We start from the raw sequence: 17,791 nt of genomic DNA on the forward strand, positions 1-17,791 counted from the left end.
CCAGGACAGCTCCGGGCCCGTGGAGTGCACCACGGTCGGCGAGTTCAGCGAGGTGCCGAGCTTGCCGTAACTGACGGTCAGCCGCGGAATGGTCGACGTCTCGCCGCCGTAGTCCCCGTCACCGGCCTCGTAGCGCGGACCACCGGTCGGCGCCGTGGAGGACTCGTCGACAGCCTTGATGACGAAGCCGTTGTTGGCCGCGGTCCCGGACACCCACTTCTGGACCGTGTCGGCGACCCGGAAGTTGTGCCACTGGTTGTACTCGCCCTTGTCCTTTTTGATCTGGGCGGCGTTGACCAGGCGGACCGCGTCCGCGACGGTCTTCTTCGTGGAGTCGCCGGTGTCACCGAGCACGATCTTGCCGGCGTTGCCCTTGGCGAAGTCGAGCTGGCTGGTGCCCAGCTGCTTCCATGCCGCCGTACCGGTCTGGTTGATCGTGTGCGTCGACGTGCCCTCACCGGAGGTGACCGTATAAGGGGCGACCGTCGTGGCGTCAGCCAGTGCCTGCGTACGGACCTCGACCTTGTAGTCGGCCGTGTCCGCGATGCGCGGCTGCCAGGTGTAGGACTCACCGGTCGCGGTGTTCTTGTTGTACGCGTAGTCGTCGTTGACGGCCGCGCCGCCGGTCGTCGCGCCCTTGGGCCACTCGCCGACCGCGGCGGTACCCACATCACCGTCGTCGAGCTGCACCGTGCTGGCGGACTGCTCGCCCAGCAGCGCGCTGGTCTTCTCCCAGGTGGCGCCTGCCTCGTCCCAGGCGCCCGTGGCCCGGCGAACCTCCACGTCCACGTTGTTGGCGTTGGTGGTGTGGGCCTGGTCGAAGTACAGGCCCAGCTGGGCGGCGTCGACCTTCACACCCGACGGGATCTCGTCCAGCGGGAACTGGATCAGTGAGCGGGCGATGCCCGTGTTGGTCTTGCCCGTCGACAGCTTCCAGGTGGAGTTGAAGTTCGTCGTCGGCTGATCGGAGAGGACCATCACGTCCTGCGACGCCGACGGCGACGGCGCGATGGTGATCGTCGGGTCGATCACCACCGGGTACTGGCGCTCCTTGGCCGCAAGCCATTTGGCGTCCGGCGTGACCTTGAGCTTCCAGCTCTTGCCGTCACCCGAGCGGGTCAGCTTCTGGGTGACCTTGGTGGAGTACGTACCACCGGTCGGCGACAGCTTGTCCTTCTTGGCGTCCGTCATGTACGGAGCCGGAATCACCAGTACAGGAGTGTTGGGCGCCTCGCCGAACAGGGCGATCGAGCCGTCCTTGCGCGCTTTCGGCGTCAGGCCCTCAGTGCCCAGGGTGAAGGTGAAGGACACCGGCTCGGCAGGAGCCGCGTCAAGGACGATGTTCTCCTTGACCTGCCCCCGGCCCACCTTGTATTCCAGGTCGGCACCGGCCACCGCGTCCTTGTAGGAGACGGTGTCGTCCTTGGAGGTGGGGGCGAGATCCTTCTTGCCGCCCTCCAGACCCAGGCTTACCGACCGGCCGTCCGGTGCCTCGAAGCGCATCAGCTTCTTCGGATCGGAACCGAACCAGCTCCGCCCGGAGTTGGCGGTGTTGGCGAAGTCGAAGCCCTTCGCGTCCGTCGCACGGACGGAGGTGTCGATCGACTTCCAGGACTTGCCGGCTTTGTACGAAACCGGGACGGCCGACAGCTCGGCCTCCACCCGCCCGTCCGACATCTCCCAGAACCGGGCCTGCGCGGTGCGCTGCCCCGTCAGCTCCTTGACACGCTTGGCCTTCGGAAGCTTCTTGCCCTTCGGCAGCTTCTCCCGGCTCGGTATCTCGAACTTCCCGCCGACCGGCGGTTTGGCCAGTTCCCGTTGCTCGTCGTCGTCCGAAAACCAGCCCTTGACCGTATCGACGACACCCTTGCCGTCATCGTCCCCGGATGCCGGCGCGGCATAAGCCACTTGCGGTAGCGCAGTTCCTGCGACCGCCGACACCACAAGGCAGGAGATGAATCTCCCCAACCTTATTTTCACAATGCCCTTCCTGGGGCGGCCCGAAAAACTGGGCACGCCAATTACGCCGGTCCTGCATTGCAGGACCGGCTTGCGGGGTGAAGTTCCATCACCCCTGGCCAGGAGCACGGTGATGTCTAGTCAGGTTGACTGCGTCACGTCAACCCTCCGAACAATTCGGATACGTCCGCTTCTTCCGCATGCTCGCGCGCGCCGGATCGCCTGGTGTATAACCGGCCGGTTCCGAATTTCCCCCGCCGATTGAAAGATGGAGCTCCCATGCCGCCAGCGACGGAAATCGTCGAAAATTCAGAGGTTTCGACGGACGAGCCAAAGGGAATTGACCGGCGCGCAATCGCCGTCGCCCTGACGCTTCTCGTCGCCTGCGGCGGTCTTGTCGGTTACGGCATCCTCGACACGCCGGACAAGCCGAAACCCCGCGCCGTCCCCACCGCCGAGGTGACCTACGAGGTCACCGGCGAGGGCACCGCCGACATCTCCTACCTCGCCCGCAACGAGGCCGGGGACGCCACCGTTGTGTCCGGTGTGAAGCTGCCGTGGAAGAAGTCCGTACAGGTGCCGGTCGGCAAGGCGCCCACCGTCTACATCACCCTGGACGAGAAGGGCGGCGAGGCCAGTTGCACCCTCGCCATTCGCGGCAAGCACGTCCAACGCTCGATGGCCATGGGCAAGTTCGGCCGCGCCACCTGCACCGGCGAGCTGCCCAAGGGCGACGGGAGCCTCGGCTGATGAACGTCACCCTCTCGCGCAGCGTCGTGCTGCTCGCCGCGACCTCCCTTGTCGCCGGCTCACTCGGCCTCGTCGGCCCCGCCGCGTTCGCGGCCCCGCAGGCCACCGCCCCCGCGAAGTCCGGCACCCTGCGCACCCTCGCTGTCCCGGCCGGCAGCGACCCGGCCGTGCGCGCGCTCGCGCCGCGCACCACCCGCCCGTTCAGCCTCCTCGGCCTCACCTGGGACGACCCGTACGCCCAGCTCGGCGGTACGGCCGAGGTCCGCACCCGGGACAGCCGCACCGGCACCTGGTCCGGCTGGCGCGCGCTGGACACGGACGTACGTACGCCGGAAAGCGGGCCCGAGCACGCCAAGCCCGGCCTGCGCGCCGGGACTCAGCCCCTGTGGACCGGCCCCTCGGACGGCGTACAGCTGCGGGCGTCCGGAAAGCGCGCGCTGCCGGACGGGCTGCGGGTCGAACTGGTCGACCCCGAGGGTGCCGCCACGGCGACCACCCCTACCGCCTCAGCCTCGACTTCCGCCGCCCCCACCGCCGCCGCGCAGCCGCCCGTCACCTCGCGGGCCGGCTGGGGCGCCGACGAGTCGATCGTCGGCGGCCCGCCGACGTACACGACCGACACCAAGGCCCTCTTCGTCCACCACACCGCGGGGACGAACAACTACACCTGCGCCGAGTCCGCTTCGCTCATCCGGGGCATCTTCACCTACCACGTGAAGAGCCAGGGCTGGAACGACATCGGCTACCACTTCCTCGTCGACAAGTGCGGCACCGTCTTCGAGGGCCGCGCGGGCGGCATCGACAAGCCCGTCCAGGGCGCGCACACCTACGGCTTCAACACCGACACCAGCAGCATCTCGGTCCTCGGCGACTACAACACCGCCACCGCCACACCCGCCGTCCGCGAGTCCGTCGCCAAGGTCGCCGCCTGGAAGCTCGGCCTGTACGGGCACAACCCCACCAGCACCGTGACGCTGACCGCCGGCGCCGACAACGGCAAGTACACGGCGGGCCAGAAGGTCGTCATGGACCGGATCTCCGGTCACCGCGACGGCTACCCGACCGAGTGCCCCGGCAGCAACCTCTACGCCGACCTCCCCGCCATCCGAACGGCCGCCTCCGCCGCGAACACACCCGCCGCGCAGGGCGACTTCAACCGCGAAGGGCACGCCGACCTCGCCGTCGGACTCGCACGGGCGAGCGCGGGAACGGTGAGCGGCGCGGGCCAGGTGACTGTCGTCCCCGGCGGGCGCAGCGGCCCCCAGACGGCGTACAAGGTCGTGGTCAACCAGGAGACGACGGGCGTGCCCGGCGGCTCGGAGACCGGTGACGCGTTCGGCTGGGCCACGGCGTACGGGGACGTGGACCGCGACGGTTTCGCGGATCTCGTCGTCGCCGCGCCGGGCGAGGAGATCACGGCCGGGGCCACCGACGAAGGCGTACTGACCGTGCTGCGCGGCACCGCGAACGGGTTCGTCTCCCAGCCGTCGATGATCAGCGTCGCGGCCGGCGCGCGGCAGAGCGGCGACCGCTTCGGCGAGGCGCTCGCCACCGGCGACTTCGACCACGACGGCGGCGACGACATCCTCGCCGTCGCGCCCGGCAGCGGCCGGGCCTGGGCCGTCGACGGTGCCGACCGCACCTTCTCCACCGCACTGGCTCTGGCATCCGGCCCCGTCCAGGACGCCGACGTCGCCACCGGCGACTTCAACCACGACGGTTACGACGACGCCGCCCTCACCTTCCGTACGCCCGAAGGCGCGACGCCCCTGGTCGTGATGTCCGGTTCCGCGACCGGCCTGCGTACCGACGCGCCCGCCGTCCTGCACGGCGCCGGCGGCCGGTCGCTGGCCTCCGGCGACTTGAACCGCGACGGGTACGCCGACTTGGTCGTCGGCCGCCCCGGCGCACCGAACGGCGGCCAGATCGCCACCTTCCACGGCTCCGCCACCGGCCTCACCAGCACCGGGGCAGCCGTCCTCGACCAGGCCACCGAAGGCGTCCCCGGCGGTCCGGCCGACGGCGACGCGCTCGGCACCTCGGTCGCGGCCGCGGACACCGACGCGGACGGGTACGCCGACGTACTGGCCGGCATTCCGGGCAAGGACGTCACCACGGCGGCCACCGACGCGGGCGCGGTACTGCGCGTACCGGGCTCCGCGGGCGGACTGAGCGCGGCGGGCTCGGCGGCGTACGACACGGACCAGCCCGGCATGCCGGGCGCCGCCGAGGCGGGCGACCGCCTGGGATCGGCGGTGACCCTGGCCGACCTCACCGGCGACGGCTACACCGACCTCGGCATCGGAGCCGACGGCGAGAACACCGGCGACGGCACCGTGCTCGCGCTCGCCGCCGACGCGACCGGGATCGTACCGACGAGCGGCCTCTACGCCGGGCCGGTGACGCTCGGCGCGTCCGCGGGCTCTCGCGTCGGGGAGGTAGTGGCCCCTTAGCGGGGCCGGCGGGGCAGGGGCGGGGCGGCGGGTCATCGCCGTCGCCCCGCCCCGCCGCAGTGATCTGCGCCACAACCCCGCCGACCAGCGTGACGTTTGCGCCGCACGGCTCGCTGGGTAAAACAGGCGGCCTCCGTGCGAGGTGCGCCGCAAATGAACTCTCATGAGGGGTAAGGGATTTGAGCCCGCGCAAGTCGCATGCCTACAGACCGCTGAGCATGAAACGCCGAGCATGGCTGACCGTCGGCGCGGTCGTACTCGGCGGTGCAGGGGCGGTAACCGTCGCCATCGCCAATCCCGACGCGGACCCGGCGCAGGACGGACTGAAGCCGCGCAAGGCCGAGGTGCACTCCCTCACGTTCAAGGGGACCGGCACCGAGAAGCGCGAGCTGCCGCGCACCGGTACCGACCCCTTCTCGCTGGTCGGTGTCACGTGGGCCGACCCGGACGCGGAGATCGACGGTGAGGCGGAGGTGCGTACGCGCAACCGCGAGACCGGCGAGTGGGGCAAGTGGCTGGAGGTGCATCTCGACCAGCACCTGGCCGAGAAGCGAGACGCCAAGGCCAAGCTGCCCGGTATGTCGGAACCGCTGTGGGTCGGGCCCTCCGACGCCGTCGAGGCACGCATCGTGCGCGCCGACGGCACCGCGACCGCCGGTCTGCCGAAGGGTCTCGAACTGACCCTGGTGGACCCGGGCGTGACGGCCAAGGAGGCCAAGGCGCCGGGCGCGGACGCGCAAAGCGCGGCATTCGCTGCCGAGGAGACCGCGACCCCGACGCCCACCGACAGCCCGACGGAGACGGCCACCACGGTCCCGACGACGGAGCCGGAGCCCACCGACACCGCGACCGAGTCGGCCACGCCGACCGACACCGCGACGGCCACGCCGACGGACACGGCCACCCCCACGGGCACGCCGACCGACACCGCCACGCCGACGCCGACGCCGACGCCGACCGTCCCGACCGCGCCGCCGTCCACCGTGACCCGGCCGCCGATGACCCTGCGCGCGGCGTGGGGCCCGGACAAGTCGCTCGCCACGAACTACAGCGACCCCGAGTACATCGACAAGGTCCAGGCCGTCTTCATCCACCACACGGTCGACTCGAACAACTACAGCTGCGCCGAGTCCCCCGCCATGATCCGGGCGATCTACGCGTACCACGTGACCCCCCGCTCCGGCTACGACGGCTGGAAGGACATCGGCTACAACTTCCTCGTCGACAAGTGCGGCCAGATCTTCGAAGGCCGTGAGGGCGGCGCCGACCTGCCCGTCCTCGGCGCGCACACCTTCGGCTTCAACTCCTACTCCACCGGCATCGCGCTGCTCGGCAACTTCGAGACGGGCAAGCCCACCCAGGCCGCCCTCGACTCGGCCGCGCGCGTCGCCGCCTGGAAGCTCGGCCAGTACGGCGTCAGCCCGACCGGCACGGTCACGCTGGAAGCGGCCGCCGACACCGGCAAGTACAAAAAGGGCCAGATGGCCACGCTGAACACCATCTCCGGTCACCGCGACGGCTTCGCCACCGCCTGCCCGGGCGCCAACCTGTACAGCAAGCTGCCGGCGATCCGTAAGTTCGCCTCCGGCGCGGGACGCAACTCCGCCATCCCGACGACCGACTTCAACCGGGACGGCATCACCGACCTCGCCGTCGGTACGCCGAAGGTCGCGAGCGGCGACGGCACCATCACCGTGCTGCCCGGCTCCACGGACGGCCCGGTCGCCGACGCCGCGTCCCGCCGCAGCCTGAACCAGAACAGCCCGGGCGTTCCCGGCAGCTCCGAGGGCGACGACCGCTTCGGTTCCTCGTCGGCGTACGGCGACGTGAACGGTGACGGCTTCGCGGACCTGGTCGTCGGCGCGCCCGGCGAGAACGGCACGTCCACGCAGACCAACATCGGTTCCGTCACCGTCATGTACGGCCCCGGACTCACCTCCGGCACGTCGTACTGGACCGCCGAGGCCACCCGTACCGCGGGCGAAGCCCTCGGCGCCACCGTCGCCACCGGCGACTTCAACGCCGACGGCAAGTCCGACGTCTTCTCCGTCGCACCGGGCAAGCCGGGCCGCTGGTGGGCCTGGGACTCCAAGACGGGCGCCGCGAAGAACGGTTACCTGAACACGGCGGCGTACACCGGCTCAGTCTCGTACGCCTCCGCCGCGAGCGGCGACTTCAACCGCGACGGCTACGCCGACGTGGCGGTCTCCTACCGCGACCCGGCGGGCGCGGGCCGCCTGCTGTGGCTGAAGGGCTCGTCGTCCGGACTCCAGCGCGTCGGCATCCTGACCGCGAAGGGCGGCCGTTCACTGGCCTCCGGCGACATCAACGGTGACGGCTACACCGACCTCGCGGTCGGCCAGCCGTCCGCCACCGAGTCGGGTCACACCGCCAAGGGCGGTGCGGTAAGCGCCGTGTTCGGTTCGTCGACCGGCCTCACCTCCACCGGCGTCAAGACCGTCCACCAGGACACGACGAGCGTCCCGGGCGGCGGCGAGACCGGTGACGACCTCGGTGCGTCCGTCTCCATCGGCGACGTCAACCTCGACGGGTACGGCGACATCCTCGCCGGTCTGCCGGGCGAGGACCTGACCCGCAGCGGCGTCTCGTACGCCAACGCCGGCCAGACCCTCCTGCTGCTCGGTACGTCGACGGGGCCGACCGGCACGGGCTCCGTCGCCTACTCCCAGGACACCTCGGGTGTCCCGGGCGCGGCCGAGGCCAACGACCGCTTCGGCTCTGCGGTCTCGCTGACCGACCTGTCCGGGTACACCCGGGCGGACCTGGCGATCGGCGCGGACGGCGAGGACACGAACAACGGCACCGTCCTCCAGCTCGACAACAGCAGCACGTCGGGCGTCGTCAACTCGTCCGGCATCTACTACGGCCGTACGTCGCTCGGCGCCCCGGCGGGCGTCAACATCGGCAAGGTGCTCAACCCGTAACACCCGCCCCACAAGCACACCCCCGGGGCCCCTCCGACCAGGAGGGGCCCCGGTTTTGTTGCCTCCCCCTTTACCCACCTACCGAAGGCAGTCATGAAGACCCTCACCTCACGCCGTCTCGCCCCGGCCGTCACCGCCGCCGCCCTGCTGGCCGCTCTCGCGACCGGCTGTTCGAGCTCGGACCCGGCGCCCGCCAAGGACGCCAAGGACGCCAAGCCGACAGCGGAGCAGCCTGCCGGCGCGGTCCTGACGGCGGCCCAGCTGAAGGCAGCGCTCGTCACCCCCGCCGACGCCAAGGGCTTCGAGGGCGTGGACAACACCCCGGCCCCCGTCCGCCCCAAGTCCGACAAGCCGGAGTGCGGCCCCCTCGCCGACGCGACGGCCTCCGGAACGGCCCGTACCCCCGAGGCCAAGGCCTGGTCCAGCCGCAGCTACAGCTCCGGTGCCACGCCCGGCCTGTCCACCACCACCAGCCTCTTCTCGTACGAGGGTGAGGGCGCCCAGCAGACCCTCGACAGCATGCGCGAGGCGGTCACCGACTGCGCGGGCGGCTTCTCGACCAGCGGCAACAACGGCGGCGCCACGGTCAAGTACGTCTCGGTGAAGCCGGGAGACAGTGCGAAGGCCGCCGAGGACTCGGTGTCCTGGGTAATGACGGGCGAGGCCGGAGGCACGCAGATCCCGATGCACCTCACAGCGGTGCGCGAGGACAACACGGTGGCGCTCTTCTTCACGATCCACCTCACCGACCCGTCGAAGTCGAAGCTCCCGCAAGACCTCTTCGACAGCCAGACCGCCAAGCTGGCGGAGCACGCGGGCAAGGGCGCGAGTTGAGCGTGAGGTGTCAGCCGCTGCTGCGGGCCCGGCGCGAAGCCGCGGCCCGCAGCACGCGCTTGCCTTCGTTGGAGAGCTGGAGGGCGTGGTTCAGGCCGCCGCCCGAGTCCTCGGACAGCATTTCGAGGAGCTGGCACTGGCGGCGCAGTTCGCCGGCCGTGAGCGGGGTGATGCCGTCGGTCTCGCCGTTCCGGTACGCCTTCACCCGCGCCTCGTCGCCGCCCGGCGCCACCCCGTCCAGCCGCAGATGGACCTCCAGCACCGCCGCCGAGCAGTCCTCGGCCCACTCGCGCAGCGCGGCCATGTCGTAAGCGGCGGGGACGGCGGCGGCCATGCGGATGGCGAAGCCAGCCAGTTCGCCGGGGGCGGCCCCGGCGACCCGCTCCACCACGGCGGCGACCCTGCGCAGCCGGCCGAGCCACGCGTCGCCTTCCTCGACCGCGACCCACAGCGGTCTGAGCGCCTCGTCCGTGTCGAGGCCGATCCGCCCGGCACCATCGACGTACTCCAGCAGCGGCAGGCAGCGGTCCAGGCAGGCCACCGCACTCGCCGCCAGGGTCCGTTCGTCGGCGCGGCCGATCAGTTCCACCAGGGTCACGGTGCCTCCCTCGGCACTGCAGGGCCCGCTCGGTGCGGACCTTCTCCTTCCGTCTGCGTACCGCGCCGCGTTTACGTCACAGTGCGCTCATCACCCGGTCACCGACGATCACAGCCCGAGCCGGTCCAGGAAGCGCGCGAAGAGCTCCTCGGCCACCGGATCCGCCTCTTCGCGCAGTACGTCGAGCAGTGCTCCCGGGGCCACCGTCCGCCCGGTCGCGGCCGCCCACTCCGCCGCTTTCGCCGCGGCTTTCTCCGGCGACAGGAACAGGTCCTCCAGGACCAGCCCGTCGGCGCTCAGGTAGCCCGCCATCGCCTCGCGCCCCAGGCAGCCGAACCAGGACCCGGCCGCCGTCGCGCTGGTGGCGGCCTCCAGAACCACGCAGTCGCTGTCCATGACGAACGCGAACAGCGCGGGCATCCCCGTCTCTCCGCACACGCCCCGGGCGAGCGCCCCCATGTCACCGACCTCTGGCTCGCTGGGCCGCACCCACACCTGCCACCCGTCCCCACGCGTCTCGTGGAGCGTCAGCCCTTCTCGTACGTCCGCGAGCGCGCCCAGCTCGGCGAGCGGCCGCCCACTGCGGCCCACCACGAAGTAACCCCAGAAACCCATGCTCCGCTCCCCCACGGCGCTCAACAGTGCTGTAGTGCTGTCACATTCTGCCCACATCAAGTCGCGTCGCGGGCGGCTCAGTTGAAACAGCGGGCCCGGTGGTGGCCTTGAGGTGCTGCATGCGGGTCAGCGCGCGTACGAAGAAGATCGCCAGCACGGCGGCCGTGATGTCGAGCAGGTCGGCGACGACCAGCTGGTCGAGGGCGTCGCGGATGTCGGCCGGCCCCTCGGCCGCGCCGTAGCGCCTGGTGGCGAACCGGCCGTACAGCAACGACGCCACCCATGCCGTCCACCACAGGTCGAGGACGAGCTTCGGCTCCCTCTTCGCGGTCTCCAGCCCGTACGGATCGCGCCTGCTCGCCGCCCAGACGTCGACGGCGACGCCGCGCGGCATCCACAGGTTGGCGATCGGGATGAACCAGGTGCCGATCGCCCAGCCCGGCCCTCTGCGCTGGAGGTCCGGAGCGAAGACGTCGGCGTTGCGCCGCACCCGGAAGAACCAGACGAGGAAGACGACAGCCGTCGCCACCACTACGGGGGTGTATATCTGCGACGACCAGAGCAGCTGGGTCTGGGCCCGGTCGATCTCCTCGGCGGCGATGGCGGTGAAGCCCTCCGACGCCGGATCACTCCACAGACCGCGGGAGCGGAACAGCGCGAAGAGGGAGAAGCAGTCGGCCGCGATGACGGCGCCCAACAGCGCCACCACGGCGTACGAGAGCCCGACCGGCGAGCGGAGCACCGCCGTCGGCCCGGACAGCGGCACCGCGGGCGCACGCGGCGGCGGCGCCGAGTTGGCGGCGGCGATCACGCAGCCGTCGCAGAGCCCTTCACCGGTCGTGGCCTTTTGCGTACCGCAGTTCGCGCACAGCATGACTGGGCAGCCCCCCAAGAGCGCCGGGACGCCCCTCCCCAGAGGCGTAGGAATGTGCGGACGCCGGGCGGCGGCTGCATGCGGAAGATACGCCGCCGCCGACCGGGCCGTCCATCACGAATCCACAGCTCAGGCCGTACGTGCTCAGCCGGTACGCCCCGCCAGCGCCTTGAAGCCCTCCCAGCTCAGCTTGGGCGTGTTCGGGTCCCAGACCTTCTGGGCGAGTGCGCGCAGTGGGAGGTGGATGCCGCGCGCGACCTGCTCCTGCGTCTGGGCGTTCGGGAGGTCGCCCCAGATGGCGAGGCGGCCGCCCTGGATCTGGTCCGAGTAGCGCGACGGCACCGGGTCCGTGCCGCGCACGACCAGCGGGGTCCAGGACTCGTAGATCCGGCGGCCCGTCGGATAGGTGAAGGTGTTCGGCTCGCCGAGCACGTAGTAGAGGTACTCGTCGTTGGCGTTGACCATCGTGCGGCCCTCGCTCAGATACTCCGCCGGCTGCCGCGCGCCCAGTTCCTTGCCGGTCCAGTACTCGACCTCGCGGTCCTGGTCGGCCTTGACGACGCCGCCGGCGTGCAGCCCGTCGTTCCACGACTTGAGGTGCTTGCCGTACGGGCGAAGGGTCGCGGCGCGGTCGTTCAGCCAGCCGGTCGCCAGGTCCTGGATCTTGGCGTTCGGGCCGTACTTGCGGACGGCCTCGCGGGCGAGCCCCGGGTACGACGCCTCCGGGTTCCGCTTCATCAGCGCCTGGTACTCGTCGCCGCCGAGGTGCCAGTACCGGCCGGGGAAGACATCGGCGTACTCGCGCAGCAGATCGTCGACGATCCGCGCCGAGGCGGGGTTGGAGATGTCGATGGCGCCGGGCGTCGGCACGCCGTTGACGTCGCGCAGCTGGAGGTCCGGGTGCGCGCGCATCACCGAGCCGAGGTGGCCCGGCGAGTCGATCTCCGGGATCACGGCGATGTGGCGGCTCGCGGCCAGCTTCACGATCCGCCGGACCTCGGCCTTGGTGAGGTGCTGCTCGGACACGATCTCGGGGTGGCTGTCGGACGAGATCCGGAAGCCCTGGTCGTCGGAGAAGTGCAGGACGAGCTGGTTGAGCTTGAGGTCGCCCATCTCGCGGACGGTGTCCTCGATCCACGCCGCGCTGTAGTGCTTGCGCGCGGTGTCGAGCATCAGGCCGCGCTGCGGCTTGGCGGGCCTGTCGCGTACGACGCCCTCGGACAGGCGGCCGTCGGCGCGCAGGGCCTGCTTGACGGTGCGGGTCCCGTAGAAGACGCCGGCCTCGTCGGCTCCGGTGACGCGCACGCGTCCGTCACGGACAGTGACGGTGTACGACTCGGGCGCGCCGCCGGGCGTCAGCGCCAGCTCGATGTCGCCCGCGCGGCCGGACCCGGCGGCCGAGTAGCCGCGCTTGAGTTCCTGCGCCAGGAGCTTGCCCTCGTCGCCGAGCGCCTTGCTGTTGTCCGGCGCCACGACGACACGTGTGGACGGCTGGGGCTGCCAGCCGGGGCCGGTCGCGGCTTCGTACTCCTGCACGGCCGGGACGGCGCTGGGAGCCTTGGTCGGTCCGGCCTTCACCGGCGGCTTGGACGGCGCTGCGAGCTTCGACGGTGCTGCTGATGCGGTCGGCGCTGCTGGTGCCGCCGACTTCTTCGGCTGTGCTGCCGGTTCTGCGGGTGCCGACGACGCCGACGGTCCTGAGCTTGCGGCGGTGGCGATGAGCGGGACGATCAGGGAGACGGCGGCTACGGCCAGCGGCCCCCGGAATTGCGACATCATTGGGCGAACGATGCCCAATCAGCCCCCCAATCGTCCAGTAATCCTCCAGTATGTGTGTCCGAACTCTCCCGTTCGAGTGATATTCGCGCATCCGTCGGACAGCGTCCTCCTGGCGTCGATAGCGTTGCTACCCATCCGCCCCACCCTTCTCGCCTGCCCCATTCCGAGGAGCTCACGCTGTCCAGCGAATCGCCGGGACGTACGGCCTTGCCCCAGCAAAGCCGCAGGCCGGCGCCCCCTGTCGGCCTCGCCCGCTTCAACGCCGCGCCCGCCGACGCCGCCGAGTCCGCCCTGCTCGCCTGCTGCCGCAGCCTGCGCTGGGCGCGGCGCATCGCCGACACCCGCCCGTACCCCGACCTCGACGCGCTGCTGGCCGCGGCCGACGAGGCGGCGTACGACCTGTCCAGCGAGGAGATCGCCGACGCGCTGACCGGCGAAACCCCGGCGGGCCCGGGCGAGGGCGCCCCGGCCGCCGCGTACACCGCGCTGCGCGCGGCCCATGCGGCGTACGAGAGCAGCTTCGGCCACGCCTTCGTGATCTGCCTGGACGGCGTCCGCCCCGAGGAGCATCTCGACCAGGTCCTGACGGGCATCCGGTCACGACTGGGCAACGAAGCGGACGAGGAGCGGGTGGTCGCCGCCGACGAGCTGCGCAGGCTGGCAAGGGGACGGCTCGCCCATCTCATTTCCAATCCGCAGATTGCGGGCGTTTTTACGACAAACACCGATCTCGCAGGCCACACCGGCTGCCCGGACCGGCCCGATAGCCCGTCCGTGGCCGTTTGACTGCCACTTTGATCACACCTGTGGACCCGGCGCGAACGAACCGACAACACGTCGCTACGATGGCCGGGGCCGGTGGACCGTACCCGGCCGGGCCAGACCGACACTGAAGCCGGCATGGCCCCTATCCCCGCTCCCGGAGGGTTTTTCCGTGCCGGCTGGAACGCTGTATCGCGGCCGGGAAGGTATGTGGTCCTGGGTGGCTCATCGAGTCACCGGCGTCCTCATTTTCTTCTTCCTGTTCGTTCACGTCCTCGACACCGCTCTCGTCCGCGTCTCTCCCGAGGCGTATGACGATGTCGTGGCCACCTACAAGACCCCTCTCGTAGCCCTGCTCGAGTACGGCCTTGTCGCCGCCATCCTGTTCCACGCGCTGAACGGCCTGAGGGTCGTCGCCGTGGACTTCTGGTCCAAGGGCCCCCGGTACCAGAAGCAGATGCTCTGGACCGTCATGGGCATCTGGATCGTGCTGATGGCAGGCGCCCTCTACCCCGTGCTCGGCCATGCCGTACGCGAAGTCTTCGGGAGCTGACGCAGAGATGTCTGAGACCACCACTCCCGCAGTCGGTCCTGTCGAAGGCGAAAGCCTCTACGACGTGGACAACCCGGCTCCTGTGATTGAAGCGCCGCGCGTTCGTACCAAGAAGACGCCCAAGGCCACCCGTACGAACTTCGAGCTGTACGGCTGGCTGTTCATGCGGCTGTCCGGCATCGTGCTCGTCGTCCTGGTCCTCGGCCACCTGCTGATCCAGCTCGTGCTGGACGGCGGCGTGTCCAAGATCGGCTTCGCCTTCGTGGCCGGCCGCTGGGCCTCGCCGTTCTGGCAGACCTGGGACCTGCTCATGCTGTGGCTGGCGATGCTGCACGGCGCCAACGGCCTGCGTACCGTCATCAACGACTACGCGGAGCGGCCCAACACCCGCTTCTGGCTGAAGAACCTGCTGTACACCGCCACGGTGTTCACCGTCCTTCTGGGCACGCTGGTGATCTTCACCTTCGACCCGAACATCCGCTAGGCGCGGGGCTGAGGCAACCACCATGAAGATTCACAAGTACGACACCGTCATCGTCGGCGCCGGTGGCGCGGGCATGCGCGCGGCCATCGAGTCGACGAAGCGCAGCCGCACCGCCGTGCTGACGAAGCTCTACCCCACCCGGTCCCACACGGGCGCGGCGCAGGGCGGCATGGCCGCCGCGCTGGCGAACGTGGAGGAGGACAACTGGGAGTGGCACACCTTCGACACGATCAAGGGCGGCGACTACCTGGTCGACCAGGACGCCGCCGAGATCCTGGCGAAGGAGGCCATCGACTCCGTTCTCGACCTGGAGAAGATGGGCCTGCCGTTCAACCGCACCCCGGACGGCACCATCGACCAGCGCCGCTTCGGCGGTCACAGCCGTAACCACGGTGAGGCCCCGGTCCGCCGGTCCTGCTACGCGTCGGACCGCACCGGCCACATGATCCTCCAGACGCTGTACCAGAACTGCGTCAAGGAGGGTGTGGAGTTCTTCAACGAGTTCTACGTCCTCGACCTGCTCATGCAGGAGGTCGACGGGGTCAAGAAGTCGGCGGGCGTTGTCGCCTACGAACTGGCGACCGGCGAGATCCACGTCTTCCAGGCGAAGGCCGTCATCTTCGCCTCCGGCGGCACCGGCAAGTTCTTCAAGGTGACGTCGAACGCGCACACCCTGACCGGTGACGGCCAGGCCGCGGCGTACCGCCGTGGGCTGCCGCTGGAGGACATGGAGTTCTTCCAGTTCCACCCGACGGGCATCTGGCGCATGGGCATCCTGCTGACGGAGGGCGCCCGTGGTGAGGGCGGCATCCTCCGCAACAAGGACGGCGAGCGCTTCATGGAGAAGTACGCGCCGGTCATGAAGGACCTCGCGTCCCGTGACGTCGTCTCGCGCTCCATCTACACCGAGATCCGCGAAGGCCGTGGTTGCGGGCCCGAGGGCGACCACGTCTTCCTCGACCTCACGCACCTGCCGCCGGAGCAGCTCGACGCGAAGCTCCCGGACATCACGGAGTTCGCCCGTACGTACCTGGGCATCGAGCCGTACACGGACCCGATCCCGATCCAGCCGACCGCGCACTACGCCATGGGCGGCATCCCGACGAACGTCAGGGGTGAGGTCCTCGCGGACAACACCACGGTCGTTCCGGGTCTGTACGCCGCCGGTGAGGTCGCCTGCGTGTCCGTGCACGGCGCGAACCGTCTGGGTACGAACTCGCTGCTCGACATCAACGTCTTCGGCAAGCGCGCCGGCATCGCGGCGGCGGAGTACTCGGCGGCGCACGACTACGTCGACCTCCCCGAGGACCCGGCCTCGCTCGTCGTCACGCAGGTCGAGCTCCTGCGCAGCAACACCGGCACCGAGCGGGTCCACGACATCCGCCGGGAGCTCCAGGAGACGATGGACGCCAACGTGATGGTGTTCCGTACCGAGCAGACGATCAAGACGGCCGTCGCGAAGATCGGCGAGCTGCGCGAGCGCTACCTCAACGTCTCGATCCAGGACAAGGGCAAGCGGTTCAACACCGACCTGCTGGAGGCCATCGAGCTGGGCAACCTTCTCGACCTCGCCGAGGTCATGGCCGTGTCCGCCCTGGCGCGCAAGGAGTCCCGCGGCGGTCACTACCGCGAGGACTTCCCGAACCGCGACGACGTCAACTTCATGCGCCACACCATGGCGTACCGCGAGGTCGGCGACGACGGCACCGAGTCGATCCGTCTCGACTACAAGCCGGTCGTCCAGACCCGCTACCAGCCGATGGAGCGTAAGTACTGATGGCTACCCCGACTCTGGACAAGGTCGACGACGCGAAGCCCGCGGCCGTCCCCTCGCCGTACATCACGGTCACGTTCCGGATCCGCCGCTTCAACCCGGAGATCTCCGCCGAGGCCGAGTGGCAGGACTTCCAGATCGAGATCGACCCGAAGGAGCGTGTGCTCGACGGTCTCCACAAGATCAAGTGGGAGACCGACGGCACGCTGACGTTCCGTCGCTCGTGCGCGCACGGCATCTGCGGCTCCGACGCGATGCGGATCAACGGCAAGAACAGGCTCGCCTGCAAGACGCTGATCAAGGACATCAACCCGGAGAAGCCGATCACGATCGAGGCCATAAAGGGCCTCACGGTCCTCAAGGACCTCGTGGTCGACATGGACCCGTTCTTCCAGGCGTACCGCGATGTCATGCCCTTCCTCATCACGAAGGGCAACGAGCCGACGCGTGAGCGTCTGCAGACCGCCGAGGAGCGCGAGCGCTTCGACGACACCACCAAGTGCATCCTGTGCGCCGCGTGCACGTCCTCGTGCCCGGTGTTCTGGAACGACGGCCAGTACTTCGGCCCGGCGGCGATCGTCAACGCGCACCGCTTCATCTTCGACTCGCGTGACGAGGCCGGCGAGCAGCGGCTGGAGATCCTCAACGACAAGGACGGCGTGTGGCGTTGCCGCACGACGTTCAACTGCACGGACGCCTGTCCGCGCGGTATCGAGGTCACGAAGGCCATCCAGGAGGTGAAGCGCGCGCTGATCACGCGTCGCTTCTAATCCTTTCGGGTGTACGTACGAGGCCCCGGCCCCCGGCGAGAACCGGGGGCCGGGGCCTTTTGCCATGCTCGCCGTGCTCAGTTCGCAGGCACCTGCGGCTCCCCGTTCGGGTGATCCCGAGGCAATTACCGAAAAGACGGCGGCGAGTACGTCAACGTACTACTGGATGAGGGCGCATGGCCTGGCACCGAGCTACGGCCCGGCTCGACCGGGACCAGTGAAGTCAGGGTCCTGTTCATAAGGAGGCGCAGAATGACCAGCTTCCACTCCTGGGACGAGGTCAAGCACGAAGTCTTCGACACCGAGGACCTCGAAGAAATCTCCGCGGGTGCCCGGCGCATGGTGGCCGAGGCGCGCGCGCACCGGCTCGCCGAGATGCGCAAACAACTCGGGCTCACGCAGCGCGAAGTGGCCGACCGCATGCACGTGAGGCAGGAGCGCGTATCTGCCATTGAGCGCGGCAAGCCTACCTCCGCCGAGGTGGGAACGGTGGCGGCGTACATTGCCGCGCTGGGCGGCGAATTGGAGATCGTCGCCAACTTCAACGGAACCCGGGTGGTCGTGGCGTAGCGGCCCCCGTAAGCCCCCTTCACAGAGTCGGATCCGTGAATGGGCAGGGCTCAACGCCGGATGACGGGGCG

The 17,791-nt window shown here is 69.8% G+C and carries 15 protein-coding genes; 10 read left to right on the forward strand and 5 right to left on the reverse strand.

All coding sequences use genetic code 11. The annotated features are described in order from the left end of the window. Positions 1-1,908: DNRLRE domain-containing protein (locus tag J7E96_RS15885; protein WP_308295981.1), on the reverse strand; the 1,908-nt coding region annotated here is incomplete at its 3' end. A gap of 330 nt (positions 1,909-2,238) precedes the next feature. On the opposite strand from J7E96_RS15885, the gene J7E96_RS15890 reads away from it, so the two are divergent. From J7E96_RS15890 to J7E96_RS15905, 4 genes are all read left to right on the forward strand, one after another. After that, a complete protein-coding gene (locus J7E96_RS15890) occupies positions 2,239-2,709 on the forward strand; it encodes an MmpS family transport accessory protein (protein ID WP_215131941.1) in 471 nt (156 codons plus the stop codon). Then, complete coding sequence (locus tag J7E96_RS15895) at positions 2,709-5,162, forward strand: N-acetylmuramoyl-L-alanine amidase (RefSeq protein WP_215131943.1); 2,454 nt, start codon at positions 2,709-2,711, stop codon at positions 5,160-5,162. Before J7E96_RS15890 ends, J7E96_RS15895 begins: the two co-directional genes overlap by 1 nt. A gap of 218 nt (positions 5,163-5,380) precedes the next feature. Then, on the forward strand, positions 5,381-8,107 hold the full coding sequence (locus J7E96_RS15900; protein ID WP_215131945.1) for an FG-GAP-like repeat-containing protein: 2,727 nt from the start codon (positions 5,381-5,383) through the stop codon (positions 8,105-8,107). A 93-nt stretch (positions 8,108-8,200) separates the two neighbouring features. After that, positions 8,201-8,941 (forward strand): hypothetical protein, encoded by a 741-nt coding sequence (locus J7E96_RS15905; protein WP_215131947.1) that lies wholly within the window; start codon positions 8,201-8,203, stop codon positions 8,939-8,941. 10 nt (positions 8,942-8,951) lie between these two features. Here J7E96_RS15905 and J7E96_RS15910 read toward each other — a convergent pair whose 3' ends face one another. The 4 genes from J7E96_RS15910 to J7E96_RS15925 form a co-directional block, all read right to left on the reverse strand. Next, positions 8,952-9,539, reverse strand: a complete 588-nt coding sequence (locus J7E96_RS15910; RefSeq protein WP_215131949.1) for a hypothetical protein — start codon at positions 9,537-9,539, stop codon at positions 8,952-8,954. A gap of 108 nt (positions 9,540-9,647) precedes the next feature. Next, positions 9,648-10,154, reverse strand: coding sequence for a hypothetical protein (locus J7E96_RS15915; protein ID WP_215131951.1), 507 nt, complete (start codon positions 10,152-10,154; stop codon positions 9,648-9,650). A gap of 40 nt (positions 10,155-10,194) precedes the next feature. Further along, positions 10,195-11,028, reverse strand: a complete 834-nt coding sequence (locus tag J7E96_RS15920; RefSeq protein ID WP_215131953.1) for a DUF4328 domain-containing protein — start codon at positions 11,026-11,028, stop codon at positions 10,195-10,197. A gap of 144 nt (positions 11,029-11,172) precedes the next feature. Then, positions 11,173-12,804 (reverse strand): glycoside hydrolase family 20 protein, encoded by a 1,632-nt coding sequence (locus tag J7E96_RS15925; RefSeq protein WP_215132051.1) that lies wholly within the window; start codon positions 12,802-12,804, stop codon positions 11,173-11,175. Positions 12,805-12,984: 180 nt separating this feature from the next. Between J7E96_RS15925 and J7E96_RS15930 the strand changes: the two genes are divergently transcribed. The 6 genes from J7E96_RS15930 to J7E96_RS15955 all read left to right on the forward strand — a co-directional run bounded on the left by J7E96_RS15930 (position 12,985) and on the right by J7E96_RS15955 (position 17,720). Beyond that, positions 12,985-13,593: a 2-oxo-4-hydroxy-4-carboxy-5-ureidoimidazoline decarboxylase gene (locus J7E96_RS15930; protein ID WP_374196687.1), complete on the forward strand. Its 609-nt coding sequence runs from the start codon at positions 12,985-12,987 to the stop codon at positions 13,591-13,593. Between the two features lie 148 nt (positions 13,594-13,741). Then, entirely contained in the window at positions 13,742-14,122 is a 381-nt protein-coding gene (gene sdhC / locus J7E96_RS15935) for a succinate dehydrogenase, cytochrome b556 subunit (RefSeq protein ID WP_214921237.1), read from the forward strand. A 7-nt stretch (positions 14,123-14,129) separates the two neighbouring features. Next, positions 14,130-14,606, forward strand: a complete 477-nt coding sequence (locus tag J7E96_RS15940; protein ID WP_215131955.1) for a succinate dehydrogenase hydrophobic membrane anchor subunit — start codon at positions 14,130-14,132, stop codon at positions 14,604-14,606. 22 nt (positions 14,607-14,628) lie between these two features. After that, the gene (gene sdhA / locus J7E96_RS15945; RefSeq protein WP_215131957.1) at positions 14,629-16,383 is read left to right on the forward strand and encodes a succinate dehydrogenase flavoprotein subunit; all 1,755 of its coding nucleotides are present in this window, start codon (positions 14,629-14,631) and stop codon (positions 16,381-16,383) included. Further along, positions 16,383-17,150 carry a succinate dehydrogenase iron-sulfur subunit gene (locus J7E96_RS15950; protein WP_215131959.1) on the forward strand — a complete coding sequence of 256 codons (768 nt, stop codon included), beginning with the start codon at positions 16,383-16,385 and terminating at the stop codon, positions 17,148-17,150. The genes sdhA and J7E96_RS15950 overlap by 1 nt, the downstream gene beginning before the upstream one ends. Positions 17,151-17,402: 252 nt before the next feature. Further along, positions 17,403-17,720, forward strand: a complete 318-nt coding sequence (locus tag J7E96_RS15955) for a helix-turn-helix transcriptional regulator (RefSeq protein WP_215131961.1) — start codon at positions 17,403-17,405, stop codon at positions 17,718-17,720. Positions 17,721-17,791: the final 71 nt, after the last annotated feature.

The sequence above is a fragment of the Streptomyces sp. ISL-96 genome (assembly GCF_018614035.1).
Lineage (GTDB): Bacteria > Actinomycetota > Actinomycetes > Streptomycetales > Streptomycetaceae > Streptomyces.